The sequence below is a fragment of the Pseudomonas sp. HMSC063H08 genome, from assembly GCF_001813645.1.
Taxonomy (GTDB): domain Bacteria; phylum Pseudomonadota; class Gammaproteobacteria; order Pseudomonadales; family Pseudomonadaceae; genus Pseudomonas; species Pseudomonas aeruginosa.
This window is the reverse complement of the sequence record NZ_KV813543.1, coordinates 19,037-31,280: the sequence shown is the minus strand read 5'-3', so window position 1 is coordinate 31,280 and position 12,244 is coordinate 19,037. Positions and strand designations below refer to the sequence as shown.

The 12,244-nt window shown below is 63.9% G+C and carries 14 protein-coding genes and 1 pseudogene; all 15 read right to left on the bottom strand.

Going from position 1 to position 12,244, the window contains the following annotated elements; all coding sequences use genetic code 11:
* Positions 1 to 1,076: DEAD/DEAH box helicase family protein (locus HMPREF2924_RS24520; protein ID WP_168172971.1), on the bottom strand; the 1,076-nt coding region annotated here is incomplete at its 3' end.
* 135 nt (positions 1,077 to 1,211) lie between these two features.
* A complete protein-coding gene (locus HMPREF2924_RS24515) occupies positions 1,212 to 1,517 on the bottom strand; it encodes a hypothetical protein (RefSeq protein ID WP_022579847.1) in 306 nt (101 codons plus the stop codon).
* A gap of 69 nt (positions 1,518 to 1,586) precedes the next feature.
* Positions 1,587 to 1,897 (bottom strand): annotated as a pseudogene (locus HMPREF2924_RS24510) (hypothetical protein).
* A 102-nt stretch (positions 1,898 to 1,999) separates the two neighbouring features.
* A complete protein-coding gene (locus HMPREF2924_RS24505) occupies positions 2,000 to 3,145 on the bottom strand; it encodes a DUF6094 domain-containing protein (RefSeq protein ID WP_223724529.1) in 1,146 nt (381 codons plus the stop codon).
* Positions 3,146 to 3,185: 40 nt separating this feature from the next.
* On the bottom strand, positions 3,186 to 3,836 hold the full coding sequence (locus HMPREF2924_RS24500) for a hypothetical protein (protein ID WP_022579844.1): 651 nt from the start codon (positions 3,834 to 3,836) through the stop codon (positions 3,186 to 3,188).
* An 84-nt stretch (positions 3,837 to 3,920) separates the two neighbouring features.
* On the bottom strand, positions 3,921 to 4,328 hold the full coding sequence (locus HMPREF2924_RS24495; RefSeq protein ID WP_022579843.1) for a hypothetical protein: 408 nt from the start codon (positions 4,326 to 4,328) through the stop codon (positions 3,921 to 3,923).
* 92 nt (positions 4,329 to 4,420) lie between these two features.
* A complete protein-coding gene (locus HMPREF2924_RS24490) occupies positions 4,421 to 5,119 on the bottom strand; it encodes a DUF3275 family protein (RefSeq protein ID WP_022579842.1) in 699 nt (232 codons plus the stop codon).
* Positions 5,120 to 5,176: 57 nt separating this feature from the next.
* Positions 5,177 to 6,091, bottom strand: a complete 915-nt coding sequence (locus HMPREF2924_RS24485; protein ID WP_023124761.1) for a DUF3577 domain-containing protein — start codon at positions 6,089 to 6,091, stop codon at positions 5,177 to 5,179.
* Positions 6,092 to 6,469: 378 nt separating this feature from the next.
* Positions 6,470 to 7,282 (bottom strand): hypothetical protein, encoded by an 813-nt coding sequence (locus HMPREF2924_RS24480; RefSeq protein WP_023124760.1) that lies wholly within the window; start codon positions 7,280 to 7,282, stop codon positions 6,470 to 6,472.
* A gap of 280 nt (positions 7,283 to 7,562) precedes the next feature.
* Positions 7,563 to 7,841 (bottom strand): hypothetical protein, encoded by a 279-nt coding sequence (locus tag HMPREF2924_RS24475; protein ID WP_023124759.1) that lies wholly within the window; start codon positions 7,839 to 7,841, stop codon positions 7,563 to 7,565.
* Between the two features lie 94 nt (positions 7,842 to 7,935).
* Positions 7,936 to 8,673, bottom strand: coding sequence for a DUF5983 family protein (locus tag HMPREF2924_RS24470; RefSeq protein ID WP_023124758.1), 738 nt, complete (start codon positions 8,671 to 8,673; stop codon positions 7,936 to 7,938).
* A 212-nt stretch (positions 8,674 to 8,885) separates the two neighbouring features.
* Positions 8,886 to 9,278: a hypothetical protein gene (locus HMPREF2924_RS24465; RefSeq protein ID WP_023124757.1), complete on the bottom strand. Its 393-nt coding sequence runs from the start codon at positions 9,276 to 9,278 to the stop codon at positions 8,886 to 8,888.
* A gap of 21 nt (positions 9,279 to 9,299) precedes the next feature.
* Entirely contained in the window at positions 9,300 to 9,512 is a 213-nt protein-coding gene (locus HMPREF2924_RS24460; RefSeq protein ID WP_003158617.1) for a hypothetical protein, read from the bottom strand.
* 330 nt (positions 9,513 to 9,842) lie between these two features.
* A complete protein-coding gene (locus tag HMPREF2924_RS24455) occupies positions 9,843 to 10,088 on the bottom strand; it encodes a hypothetical protein (RefSeq protein WP_022579835.1) in 246 nt (81 codons plus the stop codon).
* A 523-nt stretch (positions 10,089 to 10,611) separates the two neighbouring features.
* Positions 10,612 to 12,244 (bottom strand): DNA topoisomerase III (locus HMPREF2924_RS24450; RefSeq protein ID WP_070700685.1); only part of this gene is annotated, 1,633 nt, incomplete at its 5' end.

Here is a 12,244-nt window from a genome sequence, read left to right as displayed (position 1 = left end):
TCGTCGGCGATGAGCAGGTCGAACGTGCCTTGCGGCAGGTAGCGTTTGATGAATTCGGACGGTTGGTAGCCGCCCTCGCCAAAGCCAAACTCCATGTTGGCCATCGCACGTTCCATGCGCGTGGCCTGACGGTCGGAAAACACCAGCTCGCCGTTGCCATCCATGAGGTTGATGAACTCATGGATGTTGTCACCCAGCATCGAGGCCAGGAAGCCGTCACCGAACTTCTGCATCAACTTCTGCGCGGTGACTTCCCCGATGGTCGGGATGCGCTTCAAGGCTTTGAGGACGACCGAGGACTGGTCGCTGCCGGACAGGCTGCGCGGGCGGATCAGCGTCCACAGGGGCGCGGCGCAGTGGCTGCACTTCCTGCGGGACTCCTCGGCTTCGAGCCCGATCGGGTTGACCGGCTCGCCGTCGAGGTCGGTGATGAGCGTGCCGCAGTCCGGGCAGGCCGCCACGTCGCCGTGGCGGGTGCGCCGCTGGGTGAAGACCGGCTTCCAATGGAACCCCATCCGCATCCTGACGCGGCCCAGGATGAAAAACTCCTGGCCCGTGGGCTGCACACCCAACTGCTCGCGCAGCTTGATGAGCTTGACTAGCGTGTCCGGGCCATTGAGCACCCAGACCTTGGCACCAGCCACCGTCTCCTGGATCTCGCGCCGCCACTTGTAGACCAAGTGGGGAGGCGAAAGCACCAGGGTGCGGCGGTAGCCTTCGGCGTTGAGCACGGCGGCCGTGGCGATGCCGACGGTCGTCTTGCCGCAACCCATTTCGCCATTGACGATCGCAGCGCGCTCGCCTTGATCGACCAACAGCTCGGCGGCGGCATGGACAACTTCGGCCTGGGCCTGGAACAACTTGCGCTTGAGGCTGGCGACGACGAGTTGCCGCTGTGCTTGCGCTTGGCCGGTATAGACCGGCGGGTTGGCGCGGTTGAGAGAGTCGAGCAGTTCGTCGCCGAACTCGCCGACAAAATCCTGAAGGCTCAGGGTGAGAGGGTTGGATTCCACTTCGAGCAGTTCGCCCTGTACGGGCTCTGCATCGTTAGCGGTGGTGTCGAGATCAACGGACATGGTGATGCTCCAAAGAAAAATGGGACATGCACCACCCCAGCGGGGCGATGGCATGCCCCGTGGTGGGTAGAGAGACGGCGAACCGTCAGTGGTTGGACAGTGCAGGCGCTCGTGGCCTGCGGTGACAACTCGCGGTCAGTACTCGGACGGCAGCACGATGCGGGTCGCTCTGCGATCTGCTTCGGTGAAGATGCGGATGCTCAGGTCACGGGTGACGACGTAAAACGAATCGAGGCGTTCGCCAGACTCCAACGCAGCGTTGTTCTGCTGCCATTGGTAGTCCGCGACGTCGCCCCAGTCGCCACGCATGTGGCGTTCGAAAAGCGGCATGGGATCGAGCCGGCCTTCGTTCATCAGGCGTTCGACGCCTTCGCTGAACTCCAGTGCACCGATTTCGAACAGCCGTTTGCGGCGGTGCTTGTCATGTTGGTCGGATGTCATGTGGTTTCCTTCGGAGTGAAGGGGCTACAGCACCCTTGCGGGGTGTCGGTGGCCCCGCGTTGGAGAAGATCAGTACTCGCTGGGCAACAGCAACGTGGTGAGGCTGCGATCCCATTCGGTGATGATCCAGAGCTTCAGGCCGGGTGCGACCTGGTAGGAAGAGAACAGACGATCCTCACCGGACTTCAGCGCGGCATCGTTCTGCCGCCTGTCGCTGTCGTCGAGGTCGCCCCAATCGCCGCCGAGGTGGCGACGCAGGTAGGGAATCGGGTTGAATTGGCCTGTTGGACCAGGTCATCGACGCCGCAGGTCATGACCACCTGGCCGGGCGAGAAGCGCAGGCTCGGGGGCTGGCTGATGGAGAGTGCTTGGGCTGCCATGGGAAGGCTCCTGGATATGGAGGGGCCACGGCACCCCATCGGGGCGACTGGACCCCGGTGGGTGGAAAACTCGACGGCGAACCGTCGGCGGTGGAGAAACGATCAGCGAATGGTCAACACCTCGCCCCGCGTGGCGGAACCCGGCGTCATGTCCCAGGCTCGGATGACGGGAACGAACTTGTCGGTGAGGATGCGCGTCTCGGCAATCGAGCCGTCTTCGCGTTCGGTGAATTCCCGCTGGAGCGTCTTGTCCTTGTGGGTGTCACCTTTGACGACGAGTACGCGCCCCGTCTTGGATTGCACGACTCCCGAGATCGCACCCGCAGCCAGGGCCAGGGCGAGATGCCAGTGGGACAAGGCCCGCGCCGGTGGACGCAGCGTCTGCTGCGCGGCCCCCAACTGCGTATCCCGCGACGGCCAGAGGCCTTGCAGTCTGCCAACCTCATCGGCGAACTGCTCCGGCTCCATCGTCACGCGGAAGAAATGCCCCGGCTCCGCCGGACTGGCTGGGACGATGTACGGCAGGAACGGCCATTCGCCCGGCAGCTCCTCGGCTTCGACTTCGCCAAGCCCAACCTGCAGCAGCAGATTGCGCACGGCTTTGACGCCATCGGGTGCCTGCTCACGCTGGCGCACCCGCCGACCGAAGATCACCACCTGCTTGAACTGCGTTTCCACCGCTCGGTAGATCCGCAGGTCGGTGTAGTGGCGCGTCAGCCAGCCGACCAGCTCGGCGTCGAGCACGTAGCCGGGGATGATGAAGACCAGCACGCCGCCGTACTGCAGCAGGGGCAGCGTGCGCTGGTAGAACAGCTTTTCGAGGCGGGCACGGCCCTGACCCTGATAGCCAATGTTGCCGTTGACGTCCTTGGACAGGTCGCCATATGGCGGATTGAGCCAGAGCAGCCCAAAGGACTGCTTGGAGATCATCGTGTCCATCAGATCCGCGTGCAGGCAGTGATCGACCAGGCCGCGGGCATGGCGCGCCCGCTCTGCGTCGAACTCGACGGCGAACGCCCTGGCCTGCTCGCGCCCGAGGGCATGAGCAGCTTCGGCAATCGCCACGCCTTCGCCGGCGCAGGGATCGAGGATGCACATCGGCCCATTGGATTCAGGCGCACTGGGCATCAGTGCATTGAGGGCTCTTTCGAGCGTCGGTTCATCGGTTGGGAAGTACCCGTTCTTCACGAAGTTGCGGGCAAGCCGCGGGAACATGAGAGCCATGGAAGTCTCCTGGTTGGCGGGGATGAATAGAGAAGGCGCGCCTTGGCGTGCCTGCGCAGGTGGGTCAAGCCGTTACCGTTTCCGGCGTCCAAATCCTGGCCGGATAGGGATAGGCGGTGAGCACGTCACTGCGGATCAGCGAGCCGAGCGCCTGGGTCAGCGCCGGCACGTCGATGGCGAGCCGATGGCCCACCAAAGGCCCGAGGGCGAATGGCAGGCGGGTCAGCATCTCGCGGCTTTGCAGCAGTTCCAGCACGGTTTCGCGCCAGTGGTCGAGCAACGGCAGTGGGCAGGTGTCCTGCACCAACGGCCACAAGCGGTCAAGCCGGTGGTCGCTATCGCGGGGCAGCAATGCCAGTGCGCTGGCGTTGGCCTTGTCGGGCTTGACGCAGCGCCGATCGAACAGCCACACGTTGGACAGCGAACCGAACAGCGTTCGCCGGTAGGCGCGGGTCATGCGCTTTTCCAGGCGATCGACGTTGCCGACGAACACCGGGACGCTGCCACCCTGGTCGGTGATGACATGGAACTGCTCCAGCCCCTGCTCGTCGCGCCCGAGGGTCAGGCGAGCCAGGAACTGCTGGACGGCGGTGTCCCGCGCCCAGATCGACAGGAAGATCAGGTTGCCCTGGTCATCGCCGACGCAAGCGTCGGCCATCACTTCCGGGCATTCGTCGATGCGGTACAGCGTGGTGGAAGAAGTGTTTGCGGGCATGGTGGTGTCCTCGGATGAACGGGAACAGCACCGCCCGCAGGGGGCAAGTACTGCCCCTTGGGGTGGAAAAAAAGCGTCCCTGACTCAGGCCGTCAGCGCCGTAGCTGGAGCTGTGGCTTCCTTGGATGTGCGCCGCCGCACGTGGTAGGCGCGAACGCCTGCACGCCATTCGGCGGACTGCTCCGGTGCGAGGTTCAGATAGGACAGCGGGCACGAGTAGTAGTACGGGTGCATGGATTCGTCCAGCGGCTTGTAGCCCCACTGGCCGCCGCTGCGTTCCAGCAGATCGCAGCGGATGGTGCACAGGGACTGGCCCGGTGCGAGATCACGGTGTACGCCTTCGGCCTTGGCCGTCACTTGCACAACAGACCAGAGGACGTTGCCACGCAGCGCGTGGGCGATGACCTTGACGCTGGCGCGCTCGGTCTCTTGCGGTGCGATCAACTCCGCGATCAGTTCAGAGCGCGATTGGGGTGAGAAATACCAGCCCATGAGAGGCCTCCTGAAAAAATTGAGCCAGAAGCCTTCCCGTGGGGAAGACCCCCGGCGGGTGGATGAAGCACACCGCAGATGTGATGCCAGTACTACGCAGGTTGCAGTTCGGCCTGGCGGCTCCACTCCTGCGTCTTGAAGTCCAGCGCGTAGCCCAGTTCGCCCAGGCGGGCGATCTGCGTGCGCAGGGTGCGGCGGTCGATGGTCGAATCCAGTTTCACGGACTCGCCCAGCGGCCAGAGCAAGCTGAACAGCGCGGCGTCGCCATCTTCGGTACTGCCGGGAGCAGTTGCCGCAGCGGGCGTCGGCGCATCCACGCCGAAGGGCGTGGTATCGACCAGCGGGTCCGTGGATGCCTGCACGGGTGCTGGCTTGGCGGGCCTGGAAGTTTTGCTGGGCTTGGCCGGTGTTGCCGGTGTTACTGCAGGCTGTGCGCCCAACTCTTCATCAAGTGGATCGAGGTCCTGGGTGGCGAAGCTGCGTGCCTCGTCACGGCTCAGTTTGTCGATGTCGTAGAGCGTCATTCCGTCCAGGCTGGCGCGGATCTCGAAGCGCATGCCGCCACCGACCGGGTAGGACTTCGGGAAGATGTACCTGATGATGAACTCCCCGTCGTACTTGCCTTCGGGGTATTGCTCCAGCTCCGGGTCCTTGACCTCGAACGTACCGAGGTGCGTGGCGAGGCGTCCGACCGTGAAGGGGCCGTTCTTGCCGCGGATGGTACGCAGCGTGAGTTGGCCGGGGACGATGATGGGCGAAACCGATTTCTCGGGCGCCGATGTGACTGCCATGATGGTTCTCCTTGTGAATAGCAAGAGCGGCAAGGCCCCATGAAGGGCCATGCCGGATCAGAACGAAGCAGCCAATGCCGGCTCCTGCTCCTCGACTTCACCTTCGGGCTCACGCTCGGCGGGCTCGACAGGCTGATCGGAAGCGAGGTCGGCGTCCTCGGCTTCGGGCGCGGGAGCGTCCTGGGCCGGCGGCGAATCGGCTTGCGCGGGGCTCGTCGGATAGACCTTGGTGCCGTCGATCTTGATCAGGCCGATGTGGATCAGTGTCGAATCCAGGCTTGCGGCCGGTTCCCCAGCGCGCTCACCCTTGGTGCGGATGTACGGATCGATCTTCATGTCGTTGAGACGGAAGGCGATCAGCACCTTGCAGTCCCCTTCGATGGCCTGCACGCACCGGCGAACCAGATGCTCGGCTTCAGGGGTGGTAACGATGGTGTCGAAGTACCGATACTCCGGTTCATCGACAGGCCCGGCCAGCGCGGCGACGGTGCAAGAGAGGAACGGGTCGCCATCTTTGGGCGTGACGTCCTTCGGACGGCTGAGGTAGCCGATGCCGCGGGTGATCAGCTCGTGCTGCCTGATCGAAGCCAGTTCGGCCCGGTCAAGCGGCTCGGCCTTGAGCAGTCGCGCCTTGAGGGACGCGGCGGCTTGGCCTTTCTGCTCGCCCTTGTCGCGGATGTACGCATCGCCCCACAGGTCGCCGAGGCGAAAGCGCACCAGTGGGCGCTGCTTGGGATCGTCAACGCCGATGTAGCGCTCGACCAGTTTCTTGGCCTCGGCACCCGAGACCTTGACGTCGAAATAGCGATAGCTGGGATCCTTGGCGGGGCCGACCAGCGCGGCGATGGTGCATGCCAGGAAAGGCTGCGCACGGCGGCCGCCCCGAACAGGTACTTCACGGGCACGCTGGATGTAACCGATGCCCGAAGTGTGGAGGTCAAAATACGATTTCTCGTTGGATGTGGTGGTCATGGTGAATCTCCATAGGGATGAAGCGGAGACACACCAGCCCCACGCTGCGGGGAAAGGTGCGTAACCCCGCGATGGGTTGATAAGGCGAAAGCATCCACCACCAGAGACTGGTGGCCGCTCGCGAATGGATGCGGTGCGAGCTGGCTCGGTCACGCAGTGGGAACTACGTCGCAACCTCGAAGACCGGTGGTTGCCTGGCATGTCGCTGACAACGTCAGCAGGCATGGGCTCAGCATGACCAGGCCTCGCGCGCGAGGCAGCCATCAATCGGTATCCGATCGATTCCCTTTGATGAAATCTCCCACGGCAGAAAAAAGGCCCTCCTTCCGAATGGAGGGAGAGCCTGTGGGGGCATGTCGCCTGGTACTTTTCGTGGTGTCACGCCGGTACAGCGCGGCGCCGTCGGGACGTCTTCGCGCCGATCACGCTCACGTCGATCAGGCGCCAGCGCCCGTCGTCTATGAGTCGCTCCAGCACTTCGCCGAGCATGTCGAAATACACCTCGTCGTGCCGATCGACCAACTCGCCGTCGCGGCGCAGCTCCACCGCATAGGTATCGCTGCCGCGTTGGTAGAGGATCGTCACCTGGCCGGCGAACTTCGCGGTCGAAACCGTGAAACTGATCGCCGGGGGCGTTTCGATGATCCTGGACGGCTTCGGATCGACCCAGGTGAAGTCGTGGGCGCCCGCATCGACCAGCATGTGGGTGATGCGGCGGAACCCGTCGGGCGCCGGCATTTCCTCCAACTGCTCGATGAGCTGACCCAGTTCCATGCACTGCGGCTCGGGAATGGGCAACTTGGCCGGCGCGGAGCCGAGGATGTGTGTCTTGACGGTGTAGGGCGTGCCGTCGGACATCATCTCGGTGCGCTCTTCTGGCGTGTCCGCACGCAGACCGTCGAAACGACGACGGGCATAGGGTTGGACATGCACCTTGGTGCCCTCGCTGGGAATGCTGGTCACCAGGTTGGGATCGAGTACCGCGAACTCGCTGGGCTTGAGCTTGACGACGATGGCGTCCTCGCTGGCGGCGACCACCCTGCCGTCGAAGGGCTGGGGATCGATAACGAAGCCCAGTGTCGAGGACTGTGGCTGATCATCGAACACGCGGTACTTGAACGACCGCACGTTGCGCGGCACATGGCCTGCGACCAGCGAAGGCATCAGGGTCTTGATAAGAGAGCGATCCATGTGAATCTCCTTGAGGAAGAACAAGGGATTCCCCGCCCGCAAGGGAGAGGTCCCTTGTGGGTGAATGGGCGCGGTGCGTCCGTAGGAAGAAACAACCAGCACGGTTTCCCGCGCTTGCAGCCTTGAAGGTCTTGGCTGCCTGGGCATGTGTCGGCAACGCCGACGAACATGGGGCAAGGATGGCCCTGGAGTGAGTGGCCTGCGCTCAGGAAACCGCACCGCGCCGCACCCGCTTTCCTGCGCCGCGACAAGAAAAGGCCCCTCGAAAGGGGCTGGGTGGTCAGGCTTGGCACACGAAGTAGTGTTCGCGCTGACGTGGAAAGAACACGTGCTTCCACGTGTCGCCGCCGGTGTTGCCACCGTCGAAGACGACCATTTCGTAGGCATCAATGTCGGTGTCTGCCAGATCGGCGCTGGCGATATGGCGCATGTGCAGCATGCCGCTCAAGCGCTCGAATACCAGGATCTGGCCGATGGCGTCGTCCTGGCCCATGGCGTTGACGCAGGCTCCAAGCTGATGCTCGAAGTCGCGCGCGGGCGAGATGAGGTCGGGGAACATAAAGTGCTCCTATGAAATAGGACCAGCCCGGCTCCCAGAAAGGAGACAGGCTGGCATGGAGGGCAAAGAGGAAGGTGGGCGCGTGGTGTGTTTGCTAGGGCTCGGCCAGCGGCAGGCCCAGCAACACGGGCGCGTCAGCGTCGAGGATGAGGATGCGCACATCGGCCTGGCCAGCCAGTTCCAGGATGTTCGCCAGGTCGTCTGGCATGCCCTTGCTGCGGTGCTCCTGCCGAAGCTGCTCGGCGGTGATGCCCTCGGCGTATTCCAGGTTCTTGTCCGTCCAGGGCGTGGAGATCAGCTTGACGCCAATCGCCGGGCTGTACGGAACCCGAAAGGCGATGAACAGAAAGGCCTCCGGCGTGGCAAGGTCCGCCAGATTGGCGAGGTACAGGCCGGTTTCCTGGCTGATGTGCGCGCTGCTGATCTCCCAGCATCGGCTGTAGTAGCCGGTCTCGAAACTCAGGCGCTGCACGACTTCCCGCGCGGCCTCGACCGAATAGCTGTCACCGACGTGGATCAGGCGACCGTCGAAGTCCTCGCCATGAATGGCATAGACCACGGCACCGATCACGCCTTCGCCGTTAACGCCTTCATCGGCATCGCATTCGGCCAGCACCTCGGCGCTTATAGGTTCAGAGCCGTTCGTGACCACCGCGAAATCGCTGGTGACGATGCAGGACGATGAAATCAATTCCTCGTCGGAAAGGTGTTGCTGGCTCGGGTGGATGTTTCGCCAGACATGCGGGCTTCCGTCCTCGTAGCTGATGGACAGCGTGCGGACGATCTTCAAATTCCAGTAGCCGCGGAGAAAGGGATTGGGATTCTGGGACATGGGAACTCTCCAGATTGAATAATGGAGCCAATTCCCGCCACCGGGAATTGGACCCGGTGGGTTGAAAAGGGAAAATGCGTCAGTCGACGCTGATCGTTGGCTTTGATTCAGCCGCTTTACGCTGGGCAACGGAAAGGAAATCGAGGGACATGGCCGTGTGGGCGCATGTCCCTCGTGGGGAACGAAAAGACGGGGGTGTGCCGGAAACGGGTTCACCAGCCGCTGTAGTTCAGCATCAAGTCGGCAATGACCTTGCGGCGTTCCAAGTCGAGACCGTCGAAGTCCGACAGCCCGTGGAAGTGGCAGCGTTTGAGCATGGCACCGCCCTCGTGCGCGTTGTAGAAGCTGACCATGGCGGACAGAAACATGCGTTGCCCGCTGCTCAGGACACCGAGGGCATCGTTGAGCCGCAGCATGTTGGGACGCAGATCCCACTTGCTCTTGGCCTGGTTCAGGCCGTCACGGGTGCCGTCGCCAAACCATTCGGGGCCAGCGATCTCGGCACCACGCTTCCATGCCTCGAAGAAGGCTTGGGGCGCGGCAGCGAAATGCTGCTCTTCCCGCATGATCTGATCGACGACTTCTCGCGGCAGCAGTTGATTCATGGCGTGATTCCTCCAGTTGGATCAGGGAATGGCGAGCTGGGACCAGCCGCCTCTTTCGAGGGCACGTTGAGCCGCTGCATGGCTGCGGAAGTACTCGTGCGATTCCCGCGAAACGGGACCTTCGGTATCGCGCGTGCCGATGTAGTGGCCGGCGGCGCTTTGCAGGACTTCGAGCGGCAGGAACTTGCCGCAATAGGTCAAGGCCAACTGGCCGAAAGAGGCTTTGTGGGACATGGGTAGGCTCCTTGGAAAAGCGGGGCCTTGTCCCTCACGGGATGGCAGCTCCCGCACGCGGTGGATAAAAAGCATCGACGTCACGGGGACGCGCGTCCGCAGACTTGATGCGATACGGACTGGCGGGTTACGCGGGAAGAACCCGCGGCAGCCTGGAACCCATGGCTGCTGGCATGTGCTGACGAATCAGCGAACATGCGGGCAGCTTCGTCCGGGGGGCGCGCTGCGTCAGTTGGAAAACGGCATTCGGCCCAGCCCGGATTGGTGGGCGCAGAGACAGAAAACCCGCATCGAGTGCGGGCTGTCAGGGGGGTGCTTGGGTGCGTTGGCTCACTCGGGCGTGTCGCCCAGCACATGCTGCTTCCACAGGGCGAATGCCTCGTCCTGTCCCAGTTCGGCCAGGACCACAATGGGTTGCGCCTGCCGCGCACGCAGCGAAGCGAAATACGCCTTACGGTCGGCGATGGCCTTGAGATTGATGCCATCGATGAACAGCAGCTTGCCGCCCTTGATGAACAGCACCTTGTTGCCAAGGTCGCGCTCGAACGCGGCTCGTACTTTCTCCGGTTGTTGCATGCGTCGGTTTCCTGTTGCTGTGGCCGGCCATTGGCTCGGAACGTTGATCGGCGAGATAAAGGCGCCGAAGGCTCGCTGACCTTCGGCTCGGGAGGAAATAACCACCCGTGGGCTGTTGCAGGCCCGGTCGTCGCTAGAACCGTCTGCTCATCAGCAATCACACCCGGCCCATGTCGTGGCTGGGGCCGGCATCGTCTGGCGCACATCCGCGCACAAAGGGAGCCCGTTTTTGCGCCGGTGGGCACCGGCACCGAATACCGCTGACCACAAAGGGTCTCCGGGTGGCTCGCGCTGCCAGGCAAGCCATCGGGGGGCCCTTCGCAGTGGGCGGGAGAAACACAGACCAGCAGAACACGCGGGAGACGGTTCGCGGAAAAGCTACCTTCAAGTCCCGCAGCCGGGGACGGCTGGACGGGACGCGCACACGGACAAGAAGGCGTTGCGCGCTGGGCGACCCGCAGGGGCGTGCGGGACACGGGCCACGCCTTTGAAACAGGGCGCGGCCCACGGGAAACGGAGTCAGTCAGGCGCCTTTGCGGCCGCTGCTACGCGAGCGCGAAGCGCCACGCTTGGGCGTACCGGATTCGACCGGCAGCGTGCCTTTGCAGTCGGGGTAGCGACTGCACGACCAGAATGGGCCGCTCTTGCCGGTGCGCTGGCGCGTCGGTGCGCCGCACTGCGGACATGCTGGCCCATGGGGAAGCTTGATGGACAGGGACATGCTGCCGTACTGCGCGATCAACTGCGAAATCCAGGCGGCCTGCTTGCTGAGGAATACGTCCAGGGTGAGCTGTCCGGCCTCGATCATGTCGAGCGCCTGCTCCCACACCGCCGTTGTGCCGGGGTCTGCAATCGCTGCGGGCACGGCGTCGATCAGCGTGAACGCCGCATCCGATGCGCGAATGGAGCGACCCTTCTTCACGATGTAGCCACGGGCGATTAGCACGCTGATGATGTTGGCCCGCGTCGCCTCGGTGCCGATGCCCGTCGTGTCCTTCAGCTTCTGCTTCAGGCGCGGGTCGGTTACGAAGCGCGCAATGCCCTTCATTGATTTGACCAGTTCGCCCTGGGTATAGGGCTTGGGCGGCATCGTCTTGAGCGCCTTGATCTCGGCCTCGGCCACCTGGCACGCCAGGCCCTCACGCAGTGGGGGCAGCACCTGGCTGCGCGCCGCGTCGACGCAGTCCTCGTCCGCTTGCGGTTCGGCCAGCACCAGACGCCAGCCCTTGATGACCACCTGTTTACCGGCGGCCACCAGCGTCTGTCGGCCGCAGGAAAACTCAGCCACGGTACGGTCGAACTCGTGGTGCGGGAGGAACTGCGCCAGGTAATGCGCCCGGATCAGCCGGTACACCGCCAGTTCCTTCTCGCTCAGAGCAGAGAGGTTCGCGGGTTCGAGCGTCGGAATGATGCCGTGGTGCGCCGTGACCTTGCCGTCGTTCCAGGCGCGCGAACGCTGGGAGCGGTCGAGCTGACTCATGATCGGTCGCAGCGACGGGTCGGTTTTGAGCAGGCTGTCCAGGACGGCGGGCACCTCGGCGAACATGCTTTCGGGCAGGTAGCCAGAGTCCGAGCGCGGGTAGGTCGTGGCCTTGTGCGTCTCGTACAGGGCCTGGGCGATCTGCAATGTCTCCTGCACGTCCAGCCCGAGCTGCCTGGAACAGACCTCCTGAAGCGTCCCCAGGTCGAACAGCAGCGGCGGGCCTTCGCGCACGCGCTCGGTCTCGACCGACACCACCTGGGCGCTGCCCGCAGCACGAATCTGCTGCGCCGCCTGCTGGGCGACCGGCTGTTGCAGACAACGACCGGCGTCGTCGGTGCAGCCATCGGGCGCAACCCACTGCGCGGAGAAAGCCTGACCCTCTGCGGACAAAGACACGTCGATGGCCCAGAACGGCACCGACTTGAAAGCCGCGATTTCGCGGTCGCGATCCACGACCAGCTTCAGGGTCGGGGTCTGGACACGTCCGACCGACAGCACGCCGTCGTAGCCCGCCTGCCGCCCGAGCACCGTGAACAGACGGCTGAGGTTCATGCCGACGAGCCAGTCTGCCCGCGAACGCGCCAGCGCCGAGTAATACATCGGCAGCGTATCGGACGACGGCCGTAGCTTGCCGAGCGCGGTGCGGATCGACGCATCGTTGAGCGCCGACAGC